The 16335-nt window shown below is 61.6% G+C and carries 15 protein-coding genes; 4 read left to right on the plus strand and 11 right to left on the minus strand.

Translation table 11 applies throughout. From position 1 onward, the window contains the following. The first annotated feature begins 7 nt into the window (after positions 1–7). Together OEG82_RS22655 and OEG82_RS22660 are read left to right on the plus strand one after the other, a co-directional pair. Positions 8–1432, plus strand: coding sequence for a M20/M25/M40 family metallo-hydrolase (locus OEG82_RS22655; RefSeq protein WP_267614618.1), 1425 nt, complete (start codon positions 8–10; stop codon positions 1430–1432). Beyond that, positions 1429–2298, plus strand: a complete 870-nt coding sequence (locus OEG82_RS22660; protein ID WP_267614619.1) for a DMT family transporter — start codon at positions 1429–1431, stop codon at positions 2296–2298. Before OEG82_RS22655 ends, OEG82_RS22660 begins: the two co-directional genes overlap by 4 nt. 54 nt (positions 2299–2352) lie before the next feature. Here OEG82_RS22660 and OEG82_RS22665 read toward each other — a convergent pair whose 3' ends face one another. The 7 genes from OEG82_RS22665 to OEG82_RS22695 all read right to left on the minus strand — a co-directional run bounded on the left by OEG82_RS22665 (position 2353) and on the right by OEG82_RS22695 (position 9019). Further along, positions 2353–2778 carry a GlcG/HbpS family heme-binding protein gene (locus OEG82_RS22665; RefSeq protein ID WP_425497615.1) on the minus strand — a complete coding sequence of 142 codons (426 nt, stop codon included), beginning with the start codon at positions 2776–2778 and terminating at the stop codon, positions 2353–2355. A gap of 79 nt (positions 2779–2857) precedes the next feature. Then, positions 2858–4063, minus strand: coding sequence for a CaiB/BaiF CoA transferase family protein (locus tag OEG82_RS22670; protein WP_267614621.1), 1206 nt, complete (start codon positions 4061–4063; stop codon positions 2858–2860). Then, entirely contained in the window at positions 4060–4845 is a 786-nt protein-coding gene (locus OEG82_RS22675; RefSeq protein WP_267614622.1) for an enoyl-CoA hydratase/isomerase family protein, read from the minus strand. The genes OEG82_RS22670 and OEG82_RS22675 overlap by 4 nt, the downstream gene beginning before the upstream one ends. Then, positions 4842–6122 carry a TRAP transporter large permease gene (locus OEG82_RS22680; RefSeq protein WP_267614623.1) on the minus strand — a complete coding sequence of 427 codons (1281 nt, stop codon included), beginning with the start codon at positions 6120–6122 and terminating at the stop codon, positions 4842–4844. The genes OEG82_RS22675 and OEG82_RS22680 overlap by 4 nt, the downstream gene beginning before the upstream one ends. Continuing rightward, entirely contained in the window at positions 6122–6688 is a 567-nt protein-coding gene (locus tag OEG82_RS22685) for a TRAP transporter small permease (RefSeq protein WP_267614624.1), read from the minus strand. Before OEG82_RS22685 ends, OEG82_RS22680 begins: the two co-directional genes overlap by 1 nt. Before the next feature lie 123 nt (positions 6689–6811). Then, on the minus strand, positions 6812–7792 hold the full coding sequence (locus tag OEG82_RS22690; protein WP_267614625.1) for a TRAP transporter substrate-binding protein: 981 nt from the start codon (positions 7790–7792) through the stop codon (positions 6812–6814). A gap of 39 nt (positions 7793–7831) precedes the next feature. After that, positions 7832–9019: a pyridoxal-phosphate-dependent aminotransferase family protein gene (locus OEG82_RS22695; protein ID WP_267615050.1), complete on the minus strand. Its 1188-nt coding sequence runs from the start codon at positions 9017–9019 to the stop codon at positions 7832–7834. Positions 9020–9214: 195 nt separating this feature from the next. Here OEG82_RS22695 and OEG82_RS22700 point away from each other — a divergent pair, with 195 nt between their 5' ends. After that, positions 9215–12070: an FAD-binding and (Fe-S)-binding domain-containing protein gene (locus tag OEG82_RS22700; protein ID WP_267615051.1), complete on the plus strand. Its 2856-nt coding sequence runs from the start codon at positions 9215–9217 to the stop codon at positions 12068–12070. Positions 12071–12085: 15 nt separating this feature from the next. Beyond that, positions 12086–12781 carry a GntR family transcriptional regulator gene (locus tag OEG82_RS22705; protein ID WP_267614626.1) on the plus strand — a complete coding sequence of 232 codons (696 nt, stop codon included), beginning with the start codon at positions 12086–12088 and terminating at the stop codon, positions 12779–12781. Positions 12782–12881: 100 nt separating this feature from the next. Here the strand turns inward: OEG82_RS22705 and OEG82_RS22710 are convergent, their stop codons facing one another. Genes OEG82_RS22710 through OEG82_RS22725 form a run of 4 tightly spaced genes read right to left on the minus strand, consistent with a single transcriptional unit; the run spans position 12882 to position 16255 of the window. Next, positions 12882–13586 (minus strand): ABC transporter ATP-binding protein, encoded by a 705-nt coding sequence (locus OEG82_RS22710; RefSeq protein ID WP_267614627.1) that lies wholly within the window; start codon positions 13584–13586, stop codon positions 12882–12884. Then, positions 13579–14370 carry an ABC transporter ATP-binding protein gene (locus OEG82_RS22715; RefSeq protein ID WP_267614628.1) on the minus strand — a complete coding sequence of 264 codons (792 nt, stop codon included), beginning with the start codon at positions 14368–14370 and terminating at the stop codon, positions 13579–13581. The genes OEG82_RS22710 and OEG82_RS22715 overlap by 8 nt, the downstream gene beginning before the upstream one ends. After that, on the minus strand, positions 14367–15374 hold the full coding sequence (locus OEG82_RS22720) for a branched-chain amino acid ABC transporter permease (protein WP_267614629.1): 1008 nt from the start codon (positions 15372–15374) through the stop codon (positions 14367–14369). Before OEG82_RS22720 ends, OEG82_RS22715 begins: the two co-directional genes overlap by 4 nt. Beyond that, positions 15371–16255: a branched-chain amino acid ABC transporter permease gene (locus OEG82_RS22725; RefSeq protein WP_267614630.1), complete on the minus strand. Its 885-nt coding sequence runs from the start codon at positions 16253–16255 to the stop codon at positions 15371–15373. Before OEG82_RS22725 ends, OEG82_RS22720 begins: the two co-directional genes overlap by 4 nt. Between the last annotated feature and the right edge of the window lie 80 nt (positions 16256–16335).

Here is a 16335-nt window from a genome sequence, read left to right on the forward strand (position 1 = left end):
GACCTTCATGACCGATACCGAAACAGATCCCGTCCTCTCCCATGCGCTTGCCCGCCAGCCTGAGCTGATCGAGACCCTCAAGGCCCTGGTAGCCTGCCCGTCGGTCGGGGCGGATCCCGCCATGGCGCAGGGCATGGAAAACGCCCGCCGGATCATCGAGACCCGGCTCGTTGGGATGGGATTCCAGCACCGCCGGCGTCTGTCGCCCGCAGACGGCAGCGGCCAGCCTGCGATCTATGCCGAACGGCTGGACGCGCCGGGCAAACCGACAATTCTGGTCTATGCGCATTACGACGTGCAGCCGTCCGATCCGCTGGACAAATGGCAGACGCCGCCATTCGAGGCGGTGGAGCGCGACGGCAGGCTTTATGGCCGCGGGATTTCCGACGACAAGGCACCGATGCTGATTGCGCTCGACACGCTGGCAGCCTTTGTCGCGGTTGAGGGACAACTGCCCGTCAACGTCAAGCTGCTCATCGAAGGCGAGGAAGAGACCGGCTCGCCCTCCCTGCCGGGAATACTCGAGACCCACCGGGATCTGCTGGCAGCCGACGCCGTGCTGTCGGCCGACGGCGCCCGCTGGCGGCCCGACCTGGTCACGCTGAATGTCGGCTCGCGCGGCAATGCCGGCTTTGAAATCCGGGTACAGACCGCGGGACAGGATCTGCATTCGGGCCGCTATGGCGGCATCGTCGCCAATCCGCTGCACGTGCTTTCAACGCTCATCGCCAGTCTGCACGACGCGCAGGGCCATGTGGCGGCAGCGGGATTCTATGATGGCGTTGCCGAACCCACCGAGGCCGAGCGCGACGAGATCGCGGCCATCCCCTATGACGAACAGGCGGCCTTTGCCGCCATTTCGGCGCAGCCATCTGGCGAGACCGGCTATTCCACGCTGGAACGGCTATGGATGCGGCCCACGGTCGACGTCAACGGCATGTGGGGCGGCTATACCGGCGCGGGCTCCAAGACGGTGATCCCCAGCGAAGCCTTTGCCAAGCTCACCATGCGGCTTGTTCCCGGCCAGGATCCGCAAGCGGCCAAACAGGCCGTCGTCGATCACCTCAGATCGCAGCTTCCGCCCTGTGCAACACTTGAGATCCACGGCGAGCGCGGACAGGCAGGCGCCTATGCCGTTCCGGCCGGCCATCCGCTGCTGGGCGCGGCGATGAATGCCCTTCAACAGACCACCGGCCAGCAGCCTCTCAAGGTCCGGATCGGTGCGTCGCTGCCCTTGACCGAGATCGTCTCCCGGGTGCTGGGGCTGGATACGGTGATGTTTTCCTTTGCGCTGTCGGACGAGAATTTCCACGCACCGAACGAGTTTTTCCGGCTGTCATCGATCCCCGACGGGCTGGCGGCCTGGGTCGAGATCATGCGGCAGATCGCGGATATCGCGCCTGCCGATTTCGGCCCCTACCGCCGAAGATGACCACGCAGGCGGTACCCGACAATCGCTATGGCGCAGCCCTGCTGGTGGCCGCAGCCGCCGTGTTCACCGCCGATGTGACGGTGCTGCGCTTCCTGTCGCCGGACGTGCCCTTCGCCCAGATCATCTTTTTCCGGTCCATGTGCCAGTTGGTGATCGTGGCCCTGTGGATCGGTATCCGCCGGCCCGCCTTGTTCGGCTCGCCGCGCTGGCCAAGGCTGGTGCTGCGCGGCCTCACCAGTCTTGTGTGCTGGTGGCTCTATTACGCCAGTTTCCAGAACCTTGATCTCGCTCTGGCCTCGACGCTCACCTTCACCACGTCGCTGTTTGTGGTGGCGATGGCGCCGCTGGTGCTGGGCGAAAGGATCGGCGCGCGGCGTGCGCTGACCACCGTCCTGGGATTTGGCGGTGTCATTCTGGCCAGCGAAGTCAACGGTCTGACAGTCGAGCCGGGCGTGCTTTTCGGGCTGGGTTCGGCCCTTGCCGCGGCCGTGCTGATCTTCCAGAACCGGGTTCTGGCCCGCACCGAGCACACCGCGACGATCATGTTCTGGATCGGCCTGGTGGCCTGTGCCGGAACCCTGCCGGGCGCGGTTTCGGGCTGGAGCAGCCTCGGCCTCTCCGATTTCATGCTGCTGCTTGCTGCGGGCAGCCTCGGCACCCTCGGCATGCTCTTCACCGTCGAAGCCTACCGCTATGGCGAAGTCTCGGCACTTGCCACCTTCCCCTATGTGCGGATCCTGTTTGCCCTGGCCATCGGATATTTCCTCTTTGCCGAGACCGCCTCCACGCGTGAACTGCTGGGAGCTGCGGTCATCGTGACCTGCAGCCTCATGGCCAACGGCTACCGCCGCCCGCCGGCGCCCTGAGCGCCGGAAAACAACGCCCCGGAAGACATCACCCTCACGGCTGAGCGGAGTAAGTCACCCGCCATCGGCGGTAAATCCCGCCGCTTCGATCGCGGCAATGGCGCAGGCTTCATCATTGTCGGACGTATCACCGGTAATGCCGACTGCGCCCACCAGGGTTCCATCGGCCTTGATCAGCACGCCGCCCGGCACCGGAACGAGAGAGCCTGCCGCGAGCGTGTTCATCGACTGGATGAAAAAGGGCTGCGCCTGGGCGCGCTCGAACAGGGCGCGTGAGCCGAGCCCCATGGCAACCGCGCCGCGGGCCTTTCCCTGCGCGATTTCAGGGCGCAGATTGCTCATGCCGTCTTCCCGGGCGAGCGCAATCAGGAATCCGCCACTGTCGAGAACCGCGACTGTCAGCGGCTGCATGTTCTGCTTCTTGCGCCAGTCCAGCGCAAACGAGACAATGGATTGTGCGGTCTGCAAATTGAGTTCCAAGACTTGATCTCCCGAAATTTCCGATAATCGAATTGCGTCTGTCTTCTCGCCGGCAACCCTGCCGGCGCCATTCGTCCTGTCAGGCCGCAATGACGGCGTGGCTGCCCACCAATGTCTCGATCTCTGCAGCGGCATAGCCCATCTCCGCCAGCACCTCTCGCGTGTGCTGCCCCAGAAGCGGCGCGGCCCGCGTGATTTCGGCCGGTGTTTCACTGAATTTCACCGGGTGCCCGAGGGTCTTGACCGGCCCCGCCTGCGGGTGGTCGAGTTCGACGATCATGTCGCGGGCCAGAGCCTGCGGATCCTCGTGCATCTGCAGGATGTCGAGAACCGGGCCGGCCGGCAACTGCGCCTGTTCCATCCGGGCAAGCCAGTTCGCGGTGGTGTCCTTTTTGAGATAGCCGTCGAGGATCCGGACCAGTGCTGGCAAGTTCCTCATGCGCTGCAGGTTCGAGGAAAACCGCGGATCGGCATCAAGCTCAGGCGCAGAGATGACCTCGAGAAATCTCAACCAGTTGCTCTGATTGGCAGCCCCGACATTGACCCAACCGTCGCTGGTCTCAAATGACTGGTAAGGCGCGTTGAGGGGATGCGCCGAGCCCAGCGGCTGCGGATTTTCGCCGGTGGCAAAGGCGATGGCCGATTGCCAGTAGGTCTGCACAATCGCCGCCTCGAACAGCGACGTGTCGACCCTCTGCCCCTTCCCGGTCCTGAGCACATTGGCATAGGCGGCGGACACCCCCATGGCAGCCAGAATGCCTGCATTGATGTCGGAGATCGGCGCGGCGACCTTCACCGGGGGCCGGCCCGGTCCCTCGCCGGTGATCGACATCAGCCCGGACATGCCCTGGGCAATGAGATCAAACCCGCCGCGCTGCGCATAAGGCCCGGTCCGGCCAAAGCCCGAGATCTCGCAATAGATCAGCCGCGGATTGAGCCTCGACAGCTCGTCATAGCCCAGCCCCAGACGGTCCATCGTGCCCAGCCGGTAATTTTCAATCACCACATCCGCATCCAGCAAGAGCTTGTGCAGGACATCGAGCCCTGCCGGATCCTTGAGATTGAGCGCAATGCCGCGCTTGTTGCGGTTCATCATCATGTAGGCTGCGGACTCACCTTCGATTTCAGGTGGCACAAACCTGCGGCTGTCATCACCCGCGGGCTTTTCCACCTTGATCACATCGGCCCCCATGTCGGCCAGCATGAGCCCGCAGACAGGGCCGGCCATGATGTGAGCCAGTTCGATGACCTTCATATCCGCAAGTGGGCCGAATGATGCCGTCATGTGCCCTTCCACTCCGGCTTGGTTTTGCCAAGGAAGGCTTCCATGCCCATGCGGAAATCATCACTCATATAGCACATGGTGATCAGGTCATCGTCATCCACCTGTGTGGCCATCCGGTTACGGCGCATGGCCTCCTTCGTGGCCCGCAAGGTCAGCGGCGCCATGCCTCCGATATGATCTGCGAGCTCCGCTGCGCGGGCCAGCAATGATGCTTCATCTGTCAAGATTTCGCTGATCAGGCCGGCCGAAAGGGCTTCCTCGCCTCCCATCAGCCTTGCGGTGAAGATCAGTTCGCGGACACGCCCGGATCCGACCAGATCCGAAAGCCGCGCAATGTTTGCCGCCGCCAGGCAATTGCCAAGCGTCTTGGCGATCGGAAAGCCGAATTTCAGGCCGGCCGAGGCAATCCGCAGATCACAGGCGGCGGCAATGGAGGCGCCTCCTCCGGTGCACGCACCGTTGATCGCGGCAATGGTCGGCAGCGCGCAGCGCTCGACCGCATCAAGAACGCGGTTGATCCGCGCCTCGTAGTCGAGCGCGTCCTGCGGCGTCTCGAAAGCCCTGAACTGGGTCATGTCTGTTCCGGCCGCAAAGGCCTTGCCGCCGGCGCCGGACAGCACAATCGCGGTCACCGAGCCGTCTGTCGGCACTTCCCGGCAGGTTTTGGCGAGCGCCTCGTACATCTCGAATGTCAAAGCATTGCGGCTTGCGGGGCGGTTGAACGTCATCCACAGAGTTTTGCCCCGCAATTCCTCTGAAAGGTCAGGTGTGATGTCGGTCATCGGTAGAAATACTCCACGAGGAACATCGGGACAGAAGGCACATAGGTGCACAGCATCAGCACCGCCAGAAGCACCCCGACAAACCAGACATTGACCTTCGAGACCTCCCAGATATTGGCCCGCGCCACCGAACAGGCGGTGATCAGGACCGATGCCACCGGCGGCGTCTGCTGGCCGATGGCCAGGTTGAGCGTGACGATCAGGCCGAAATGCACCGGATCAATGCCCGCGGCCGTGATCAGCGGGATCACGATCGGGATGACGAGAATGATGGCCGCGGCCGAGTGCAGGAAGAAGCCGATGATGAGGAAGAAGAAATTCAGAATGAGCAGGATCGCCCATTGCTGGGTGGTGATCGACAGTATGCTCTCGGCCAATTGCTGCGGAATCTGGGCGCGGGTCAGAAAGCCCCCCATCAGAACCGAAGCTGCAACCAGGAGCATGACGACCGCGGTCTGGATACCGCCGTCGAGCATGGCGCGCCGCAGGTGGCTCCAGTCGATGTTGCGGTACCAGGCCGACACCACGATGGCGGCCAGAACGGCCAAGCCCGCGGCCTCCGTCGCAGTCACAAAGCCGCCGAAGATGCCGCCAAGAATAATGATCGGCAATCCGAAGGCGGGAAGCGCATCGACGAATGTCTCGCGCACACGCGGCATGTTGAAGGCTTCTTCGGTGGGGAAATTGTAGCGCTTTGCAAAGAAGTAGGCGACGCCCATCAGGCCCGCCGCGCCGAGCAGACCAGGCACCACGCCGGCGACGAAGAGCTGTTCGACCGATGTATTGGCCGAAGCCGCGTAAAGGATCATCGGAATCGACGGCGGAATGATGATGGCGAGAGAGGCCGACGACGAGGTGACAGCGGCCGAGAATTCCTTGCTGTAGCCGCGCTTCTTCATTTGCGGGATCAGGATCGAGCCCATGGCCGCCACATCGGCCACCGCGGATCCGGAGATTTCGGCAAAGAACAGCGACACCCCGATATTGACCATCGCAAGCCCGCCGCGGACAAAGCCGATCAGGCTGGAGACAAAATTGATCAGCCGGTCGGTTATCCCGCCGGCATTCATGATGGCGCCGGCCAGAACGAACATCGGGATGGCGATCAGCGAGAATTTGGTCGAGCCGTCATACATGTCCAGCGCGATGGTCACCAGGCTGTCGACGCCTTCGGTCAGGACCAGGCCGATGACGCCGCACATGGCCAGAGCCACGGCGATGGGAACATTGATGCAGATCATCAGCATCAACCCGACAAAAATGGCGAATATCAGCATCAGACACGGTCCTTGTTTTTTTCAAGCTCGGCTTCGACTTCTTCCTCGATCTCGGCATGTTCGAGCGAAATCCCCGCAGCGGTGGTTTTCCAGTAGCCTGGCAGGCTCAGAAGCTGGCACAGGATGAACAGGAGCGCACCGATCGGGATCACCGACTGGGTCAGTTGAACAGGAACCCAGGTGATCGAGATCAGCGTGTCGCCTTCAAGCACTTCGAGCACCTGAAACCCGGCCCGCGCCATCAGGATGAAGAACACCAGCACGATCGCTTCACCCAGAAGCAGCGCAGCCATCCGCAATGCAGGCGGCAGAGCAAGCAGCACCGTGTCAAATCCGATATGACGGCGGTGCAGGGCGGCAAGCGCCGACCCGTAATAGGTGATCCAGGCCAGCAGGATCGCGGCCACTTCATCATACCAGGAAAAGCTTTGCCCCATCAGCCGCGCGATGACGGCAGCCGTCACGATGACGGTCAGCACGACCATCAGCACGATGGTGATCCATTCGAGTATCTTGCCCAGGACCGCCGTGATCTTGTGAACAAAGGGGGGCGAGGTTTGCTCCATTGCGGACCTGTCTGTTCTGATTTTTCAGGAGAATTCCGCAGTGGTCAGACAAGGCTGACCACCACGTGACGGCAGTGTCAGATGAGCGGGCAACAGGCCTCAGACCTGTTGCCCGATGAAATCTCAGCTGCCGCTGGCAAGGCTGAGAACCTGGTCGATCATCTCCTGACCGCTATCAACCTCTTTCGCGAAGGCCTCGTAAATCGGCTTGGAGGCCTCGATGAACGCCGCCTTGTCAGCCTCGTTGACCTCGACGCCTGCCGCCTTGATGACGTCGAGCAGCTCGGTTTCGAGCTGGGCCGCCTTCTCATAGGTGAAATCCTGGGTCTTGCTTGCGCAATCGGTCAGCATCGCCTGCACATCCTCAGGCAGTTTCGAGAAGCTCTTCTGCGATGCGAGAATATAGGCCGGGGTGTAGACGTGGCCCGTGATCGACAGATATTTCTGCACTTCCTGGAATTTTGCAGAAGCGATCTGCGCGTAAGGATTTTCCTGGCCATCCATCACGCCTGTCTGCAAGGCAGTGAAGACGTCGGAAAATGCCATCGGCGTCGGATTGGCGCCGTAGAGCTTGAACATCGAGACACGCCAGACACCGTTCGGGGTGCGCAGCTTGATCCCTTCAAGATCGGAAGGAACGTTGATGGGACGGGTGTTGTTGGTGATGTGACGGAAGCCGTTTTCGGCAAGACCGACGATGTGATAGCCCTTGGCCTCGGCGGCCGACTGGAACTTGTCCATCATCTCCCCCTGGACCCGGCGCATGTGGTCACGGTCCGAAATGATGTAGGGCATCTCGAAAATGCCGAACACATCATCAACCGACGACATCACCGAGGATGGCAGGGCAAAGTCGACCTGGCCGAGCTTGAGCTTCTGCAGCAGCTCCTTGTCCTTGCCGAGCTGCGAGGAACCGAAGGTCTGAACCTCGACCTTGCCGTCGCTTGTCGAGTTCACACATTCCGCAAAATTGTTGACGCTGGCTTCAAACAATGATCCCGGCGCACCGACATGCCCGAATTTCATGGTCATGTCAGCAGCGAAAGCGCTGCCTGCGATGCCGAGGGCTGCGGTTGTTGCAAGCATTCTTGCGATAAATTTCATTGGTCTTCCTCCCAGTAGACTGTTTCGATTCAGTGATTTTTACTCCGCCGCAACGCTTGTCCTATCCACGCCAAGCAATTCCATTGCAGCACTTACACCCCCGTCTCTATGGGGAACGCCGGCCTGTTTCAGGCCCATCTCCACACCGGCCAGAGTGGCCACCAGCATCAGGTCGTTGAAGTCGCCCAGATGGCCGATCCGGAACACCTGGTCAGCGACCTTGGACAGGCCATTGCCCAGCGACATGTTGAAATGTTTCAGGGTCGTTGCCCGGAACTGATCGGCGCTGTGCCCTTCGGGCATGAGAACGGCCGTCAGCACGCCGCTTTCCTGGCCCTGTTTTGAACACAGCACCTCGAGCCCCCAGCCCCGGACCGCCGCGCGCGCCGCCCGTCCGTGGCGCTGATGCCGTGAAAACACGTTCTCGAGCCCCTCCTCATGCAGCATCTCGATCGCTTCATTGAGGCCGTAGAGAAGGTTGGTGCTTGGCGTATAGGGAAAGTATCCGGTCTTGTTGGGGCCGACCATGTCGGCCCAGTCCCAGTAGGAGCGCTGCAGGCCCGCCGTCTTGTTGGCGGCCATTGCCTTTTCGCTGACCGCGTTGAACGACAGCCCGGGCGGCAGCATCAGCCCCTTCTGCGATCCCGACACGGTGACATCGACACCCCATTCGTCATGATTGTAGTCGAGCGAGGCAAGGCCGGAAATCGTATCCACCATCAGCAGCGCCGGGTGCCCCGCATTGTCGATCGCCTTGCGAATGGCGGCAATTGGCGAGACCGATCCGGTCGACGTCTCGTTGTGCACCACACAGACGGCCTTGATCTCATGGGCAGTGTCTTCCGCCAGATAGGCTTCGATCTGGTCGGGATCGGCGCCGCCGCGCCAGTCACTTTCGATGAATTCGGCTTTCAGCTTCAGCTGCTCGGCGATCTTTTTCCACAGGGTGGCGAAATGACCGGTCTCGAACATCAGCACCCGGTCACCCGGCGACAGCGTGTTGACCAGCGCCGCTTCCCAGGCGCCGGTGCCCGAGGACGGATAGATGAAGACATTCTGCTCCGTCTTGAAGATTGTCTTCAGACCGGTCAGCGCCTGCATCCCGACCTTGGCAAAATCCGGTCCGCGATGATCGATGGTCTGCGCCGAGATCGCCCGCAGGATGCGTCCAGGCACCGAGCTCGGTCCTGGTATCTGCAAGAAGTGATGTCCTGTCTGTCTCATGATCCCCCCGGGATTTCGTCCGCGTCTCACCCGGTCTTTTTGGTCCGACCGGCGTCATGCAGCATCTTTGTCGTTGTGTAGATTACATTTTGAATTCATAATTAAGTCAACAAAATTCTCGTTTCCGTATTTTCTGGCCAGGTGGATCACGTGTCGAATCTTGCTCAAACCCTTTCCAAGCGTGTCCAGGGCGACATCATGTTCGACCGGTTTTCCCGCGGCCGTTACGCAACCGATGCCTCGTTTTACCAGATGATGCCGCTCGGGATTCTCTCGCCCAGATCCGAAGACGACATCCACGCCGCCATCGACATTGCCCGCGAACAGGCCGTGCCGGTCCTCGCCGAGGGCGGCGGAACCTCGCAATGCGGCCAGACCGTCAACGAGGCGCTGGTTCTCGACAACACCCAGTATTTCAACGACATCCTGGAACTCGACGTCGACAACATGCGCTGTGTGGTTCGCCCCGGCATCGTTCTCGATGAGCTCAACCGCGCACTCAAGCAGCATGGCCTCTGGTTTCCTGTCGATGTGTCCACCGCCTCACGGGCCACCATCGGCGGCATGGCGGCCAACAATTCATGCGGCGGGAAATCCCTCCGCTACGGCATGATGCGCGACAATGTGCTGTCGATCGAAGCCGTCATGGCCGATGGCAGCAAGCACCATTTCGGGCCGGACAGCAGCGGCCAGTCCGCGGCCTACAAAGCGCTCTCGGCGGATCTTCTGGCGCTCGGCGCCCGGGAAGCCGCGGAAATCGATGCGCGTTTTCCAAATGTGATGCGCCGCGTCGGCGGCTACAATATCGATGCCCTGGTCCCCGGCGCGGCCCCCAACAACCTGGCCCATCTGCTGGTCGGCTCGGAGGGAACGCTCGCCTATTCGACCGCGATCGAGCTGAAGCTCTCGCCGCTGATTTCAGGCAAGGCGATCGGTGTCTGCCACTTCCCGACATTCTATCAGGCCATGGATGCGGCGCAGCATCTGGTCACCCTGATGCCGCAGGGCGTGGAGCTGGTGGATTCGACCATGATCGCGCTGGCGCGTGACATTCCGATGTTCCGCCGCACCATCGAGAATTTTGTCACCGGCGACCCGGCGGCACTCCTGCTGGTCGAATTCATCGAGGAGGATCAGGCCGACAACGCGGTCAAGCTGTGTCAGTTGGAGGAGATGATGGGGGATCTCGGATTCGCCTGGTCGGGAACGGGCAAACAATGGGGCGGCGTGACCTCGGTCACCGACCCTGTTCTGCAAAACCAGATCGCCGAGCTGCGCAAATCCGGGCTCAACATCATGATGTCGATGAAGACAGACGGAAAACCGGTCTCCTTCGTCGAGGATTGCGCCGTCGAGCTGCCCGACCTCGCGGAATACACGGCAGGACTGACGGACATCTTCGAAAAACACGGCACCAGGGGAACCTGGTACGCCCACGCCTCTGTCGGCTGCCTGCATGTCCGCCCGGTTCTCAATCTCAGGCTCGACCAGGACGTCAGGACCATGCGCGCCGTGGCCGAGGAATGTTTTGACCTGGTAGCACGCTACAAGGGCTCCCATTCGGGCGAACATGGCGACGGCATCGTCCGCTCCGAATTCCACGAGAAGATGTTCGGTGCGCGGATGGTGGCGAATTTCGGCGAGGTCAAGCAGCGCTTTGATCCCGGCGGCCTGTTCAATCCGGGCAAGATCGTGTCCCCGCCAAAGATGGATGACCGGCGGCTGTTCCGCTATCCGCCGGATTATTCGGTGCCGGAAATGCAGACCGAGCTCGACTGGTCCGAATGGACCGGCAGCGGCGGCGGTTTCCAGGGCGCCATCGAGATGTGCAACAACAATGGCGCCTGCCGCAAGCTCAAGGGCGGGGTCATGTGCCCGTCCTTCCGCGTCACCCGCAAGGAAAAGGACCTGACCCGCGGCCGCGCCAACACGCTGCGCCTGGCAATCTCGGGTCAGCTCGGCGCAAATGCCTTCGCCTCTGACGAGATGGCCGACACCATGAAGCTCTGCGTTTCCTGCAAGGGCTGCAAGAGCGAGTGCCCCACCGGCGTCGACATGGCCCGCATGAAGATCGAGGTGCTGTCTGCACGGGCAAAAAAGAACGGGCTCGGTCTTCACGACAGGCTGGTCGGTTTTCTGCCGCGCTATGCCGTCTGGGCTTCCAAGGCTCCCTTCCTGATGAACCTGCGGGACCGCATCCCCGGCCTGGCAAGACTGTCGGAAAAGCTCACCGGCTTCACCGCACAACGCGCACTGCCGCAATGGAGCGCAAACCCCTTCAGGGACAGCGAGCTCCAGGATAGTCCTGCACCGCAAGCGGTGCTGTTTGTCGACAGTTTCAACCGGTATTTCGAGCCTGAAAACCTGCGCGCGGCGATCCGTGTTCTGCAGGCGGCCGGCGTGTCGCTGGATGTGGTCAAGGCGGCCGACGGCGGACGGCCCTTGTGTTGCGGGCGCACATTCCTGTCCGTCGGGCTGGTCGACAAGGCGAAAGAAGAGGCACAGCGACTGGTCGAGGCACTCCTGCCCTATGCGGAAAAAGGCCTGCCGATCATCGGCCTTGAACCGAGTTGCCTTTTGACCCTGCGTGACGAGATCCCCGCCCTCCTGCCCGGCAAGCCGACAGCCCTGATTGCAAAACACGCCGTCATGTTCGAGGAATTCATCGCCAACCAGTCCGAAAATACCGCCTTCCATCTGCCATTGAAATCGCCGCAGGCGAAGATCGTCCTGCACGGCCATTGCCACCAGAAGGCAATGAATGTGATGTCCAGCATCGAGAAGGTGCTGGCAATGCTGCCCGATACGCCGGTCGAAAAGATCGAAACCAGTTGCTGCGGCATGGCCGGTGCGTTCGGCTATGGAACTGACACGCATGCGATATCCCTGCAAATGGGCGAGCTGGACCTGCTTCCGGCGGTGCGCGCCGCAGATTCTGATGCGATCATTGTTGCAGATGGCACTTCCTGCAGGCATCAGATAAGCGACAATACCGACCGCAAGCCGTTGCATGTCGCCCGCCTTCTGGACATGGTGCTGAAACAGGATGCCTGAGACCAAATGAGTGCAATGACCGATAGCAATGTGATTGAACGAAAGTCCCTTCACCTCGAACTGGTGGAGCGCATCCGGCCTCTGATCGTCGAAAGCCAATTGCTGCCCGGCGACAAGGTGCCCGAAAGAGAATTATGTGAGCGTTTCGGCGTGTCACGCACGCCAATGCGCGAGGCCCTCAAGGTGCTGGCATCCGAAGGCCTGGTGCGGCTGGAACCCAATCGCGGCGCATGGGTGACCGTGGTCACGGTTGAAGAAGTGGAAGAGGTGTTTCCGGTTCTCGGAGTTCTCGAAGCCTTGTCCGGGGAACTGGCCTGCGCCTACATCACCGACGCAGAGATCAGCCATGTCCGCCGGCTGCATGACCAGATGATGCAGAGCTATAGAGACCGGAATCTGGCCGATTATTTCAAGACCAATCAGGAGATCCACGGCGCCATCCTGGTGGCTGCCAGAAACCACACCCTGACCAATGCCTGCCGGGCCCTTTCCGCGCGCATGCAAAGGGCCCGCTATGTCGCCAACATGTCGGAAAAACGCTGGGCCGACGCTGTCAGCGAGCATGAGCAGATCATCCAGTCGCTCGAAGCCCGCGATGGCAAGCAGTTGAGCCAGGTCCTAATTGAGCACATGAAGAACAAGAAAGCGTCGGTGCTGGCCTGGCTGACAGGAGCGGCACCGAAAACGCCGTCCAGGGAAACCGCGGAATAGAACTGCTGCAGACGGCCGGGCCCCGGGCAACTTCTGTATGGCTACCCGCATCCCGAAAGACCCGCGTCACGCCTGATGCGCGCCCGTCCGGGCGAAAACATCACACCGCCAGATAGCGCGTCTTGAGGTCGGGATTGGCGTCGAACTCGGCCCAGTCACCCGAGAACACGATCCGCCCGCTGTCGAGCAGATAGAGCCGTTCGGTACAGGCGCGGGCGAACCAGACATTCTGTTCGGTCAGCAGCAGCGTTGTGCCGTTGTTCTTGCGCATCGCCGCAAGCTGGCGGGCAATGTCCTGCACGATCACAGGCGCCACGCCCTCCGTCGGCTCGTCCAGCAACAGGCAGTCCGGGCGTGAAAACACCGAACGCGCGATAGCAAGAACCTGCTGCTGGCCGCCGCTGAGTTCGAAGCCGAGCCGGTCCTGGAGATCGCGCAGCATCGGAAAGAAACCGAAGATCTCCTCCAGCGTATAGGGCTCTGTGCCCGGACGCGTTGCGTGACGGCCCATCTTGATATTCTCGGCGACCGTCAGATGGCGGTAAATCCGCCGGTCTTCGGGCACCAGGCCAAGGCCGCGGCGGGCGCGCGCAAAGGCGGGTAGTCCGGTGACATCCTCGCCGCGCAGCGTGATCGGCCCTTCTGCCTTGGGCCCGCCATTCATGATCCCCTTGAACAGCGTCGTCTTGCCGGCGCCGTTGCGTCCGAGAATGGCGACACCTTCGCCATCGGCCACCGAGATTTTGACGTCCTGGATGATGTGGCTGTCACCGTAGAAAAGATTGAGCGGTCCGGCTTCAAGCATAATGGGTCTCCGCTCCAAGATAGACTTCACGCACCATCGGGTTCTCGCGCACCTCGTCCGGAGTTCCCGCGGCAATGAGTTCGCCGTGGTGAAGAACGACAACACGCGAGGCCAGGCCGAAGACGACATCCATGTCATGTTCGGTGAGCACCACCGTCATGCCGTGACGCTGCTTGACCGCTGCAATGAGCTCGATCGATGCTTGACGGTCTGCCGGAGCCATGCCGGCAGTCGGCTCATCCAGCAAGAGTATGCGCGGCCGCAGCGCCAGGCTCATTGCCAGTTCAAGCCGCTTCTTGTCCCCGTGTGACAGGAACCGCGCCTCGTGCGACCCCTTGCCGGCCAGATCGACCTCGACCAGGATCTCTTCGACGAGGTCGCGGACATCTGCGGCCGGGCGGCAGCGGAATCCGGGTCCGGAACCCGCCGGCTTCTGGGCCAGATAGGCCTCGACGGCAACGAGCACATTCTCCGCCGCGGTCAGGTCCAGAAACACGCTTGCGACCTGGAAGGAGCGTCCGAACCCCATGCGGACGCGGCGCCAGGCCGGCATCCGGGTGATGTCCCGGCCATTGTAGATCACGGCGCCGCTGCCGGCGAAGACCTCGCCGCTGAGCACCTTGAACAAGGTGGTTTTCCCGGCGCCGTTCGGGCCGATCACGGCCAGCGTGTCGCCCTCCATGACCGACAGGTTGACCTGCTTGAGGACCTTGACCGAGGGGTAGTCCTTGACGATGTCCCCGGCCTCGAGGATCGGCCTTGCAGTTGCGGGTGCTGTGGTCATTCCGCCGGCTCCTCTGTTGGCTTGTCCGGCCGCTTTGCAGACAGCCTGGTCTTGAGCCGTGCCAGGCCACCGAGAATGCCGCCGGGAAGCAACAGCACCACCACCAGCAGGGTCGCGCCGATGACGATCTCCGACAGGCCATGCATGGTCCGTGTTCCATATTCGAGGATCGAGAACCCGATGGCGCCGACGACCGGCCCCCAGAAACTCTGCACACCACCAAGCAGGGCGTAGAGAATAGGACGGGCGGAGAACGACCAGTGCGCCACTTCAGGCGTCAGCAATTGCAGCCACGGACCATACAAGGCGCCCACGAGCGCAGTCACCGTCGATGCGATGACGAAGGAGGCCAGCCGGTTGGCAAAGACATTGATGCCGAGGAACTCGGCCCGGACCGGGTCCTGCTCGATGCTCTTGAAGCGCCGGCCTACCGGCCCGTGGATGACCCACCAGATGAGGCTGCCCAAAAGGGCGCAGACCAGCACCATGAAATAATAGTAATTGTCACCCTGGGCGAGGTCGATGGAGACAAAACCAAGGCCGAGCTCTGGACGCTGGATGCCGGTGAAACCGTCCTCGCGGCCCAGTTCGGGAATATAGGACAGGAACAGATAGACGATCTGGGCAAGCGCCAGGCTGAGGATGGCGAAATAGACACCCAGCGAGCGGCGCAAGGCAATGATGCCGACCAGCAACGCCACCAGCGCGCCGAACAATGCGGCTGAGGACAGCGTGACAAAGGGGTGCAGGTCGGGCCAGGTTCTGGCCAGCAGCGCATAGCAATAGCCGCCGATGGCGAAGAAGGAGGCGTGACCGAAACTGACCAGCCCGGTGCGGCCGAACATCAGGTTCCAGCTCAATCCGAAGATGATGTGCAGCGCCAGGGTGCCGGCAACAAAGACGATGCCCTTGTCCGCCACCGAAGGCAGCGCCAGCATCACCGCCAGAAAGGCGGCGCCGATACCGAGGTCCCGGACGAGTGTGGTTTCAAAGCGCTGTTTCATAGCCGTGCTCCCCTGACCAGACCCTCGGGCCGCAACAGCAACATGACCACCATCGCGATGTAGAAGAACATGCCGGGCACTTCCGAGAAATAGACCGATCCGAAGGAGTCGATGACGCAGAGCAGGATCGCGGCAAGAAAGGTCCCGCGGATATTGCCCATACCGCCGACGATGAGAACACCAAAGGCCTGCACCACGAAGGTGCTTGCGAGATTGGGCGAAATGGTCTGGTTGGGCAGCAGCAGGCCGCCGGCGATGCCGGCAAGAAAGAACCCGAAAACAACGATCCAGGTGTAGAACCGGGGAACATTGACGCCAAGCATCTGCGCCATCCACGGATCGCTGGCAATCGACTGGGTCAGCTTGCCGGTTTCGGTGTGCTGCAGCACCCATTCGAGAAAGACGTAGCAGGCGATGCCGAGCAGGATGATGAAGATCGCATAGGTCGGCATGAACAGGTCGCCGACAATGTAGATGCCGGCCAGCGCCGAGGGTGCGGCGGCACTGTGAAACGACACGCCCCATATCGCCTTCACGGCCCCTTCGGTGAGCAGCAGAAGGGCATAGGTGGCAATCAGCGAATAGGCTTCATCGACCTTTTGCAAGGGCCTGAACACAAAGCGCTCGACCAACAGGCCGATGCCGCCGAGCACCAGTCCGGACGCCACGCTGACCAGCAGGTAGGACAGCATCGACTCCGTCGAGCCAAACAGCGAAACCAGCGAAAAGGCGACATAGGCGCCGATCATGAAGAACCCGCCATGGGCGAAATTCAGGACCCGCAGGATGCCGAAGATCAGCGTCAGCCCGGTGGCGAAGAGAAATATCACCATGGCCGAGAACAGGCCGTTGAACACGGGACTGAGTACATAGGTCAGCAATTGAAATCACCCGATTATGGACCCGCGAAACCGAGGCTTCGCGGGTCGTCCGCCAGATCATGCAGGATGAAGGACGCTTG

It is taken from the genome of Hoeflea ulvae (assembly GCF_026619435.1).
Taxonomy (GTDB): Bacteria; Pseudomonadota; Alphaproteobacteria; order Rhizobiales; family Rhizobiaceae; genus Hoeflea; species Hoeflea ulvae.

Coding starts and splice junctions, on each gene's coding strand:
- OEG82_RS22710 (WP_267614627.1), bottom strand. CDS start 13,586: ATGCTTGAAGCCGGACCGCTCAATCTTTTCTACGGTGACAGCCACATC.
- OEG82_RS22680 (WP_267614623.1), bottom strand. CDS start 6,122: ATGCTGATATTCGCCATTTTTGTCGGGTTGATGCTGATGATCTGCATC.
- OEG82_RS22655 (WP_267614618.1), top strand. CDS start 8: ATGACCGATACCGAAACAGATCCCGTCCTCTCCCATGCGCTTGCCCGC.
- OEG82_RS22685 (WP_267614624.1), bottom strand. CDS start 6,688: ATGGAGCAAACCTCGCCCCCCTTTGTTCACAAGATCACGGCGGTCCTG.
- OEG82_RS22700 (WP_267615051.1), top strand. CDS start 9,215: ATGTTCGACCGGTTTTCCCGCGGCCGTTACGCAACCGATGCCTCGTTT.
- OEG82_RS22675 (WP_267614622.1), bottom strand. CDS start 4,845: ATGACCGACATCACACCTGACCTTTCAGAGGAATTGCGGGGCAAAACT.
- OEG82_RS22715 (WP_267614628.1), bottom strand. CDS start 14,370: ATGACCACAGCACCCGCAACTGCAAGGCCGATCCTCGAGGCCGGGGAC.
- OEG82_RS22670 (WP_267614621.1), bottom strand. CDS start 4,063: ATGACGGCATCATTCGGCCCACTTGCGGATATGAAGGTCATCGAACTG.
- OEG82_RS22720 (WP_267614629.1), bottom strand. CDS start 15,374: ATGAAACAGCGCTTTGAAACCACACTCGTCCGGGACCTCGGTATCGGC.
- OEG82_RS22690 (WP_267614625.1), bottom strand. CDS start 7,792: ATGAAATTTATCGCAAGAATGCTTGCAACAACCGCAGCCCTCGGCATC.
- OEG82_RS22705 (WP_267614626.1), top strand. CDS start 12,086: ATGACCGATAGCAATGTGATTGAACGAAAGTCCCTTCACCTCGAACTG.
- OEG82_RS22660 (WP_267614619.1), top strand. CDS start 1,429: ATGACCACGCAGGCGGTACCCGACAATCGCTATGGCGCAGCCCTGCTG.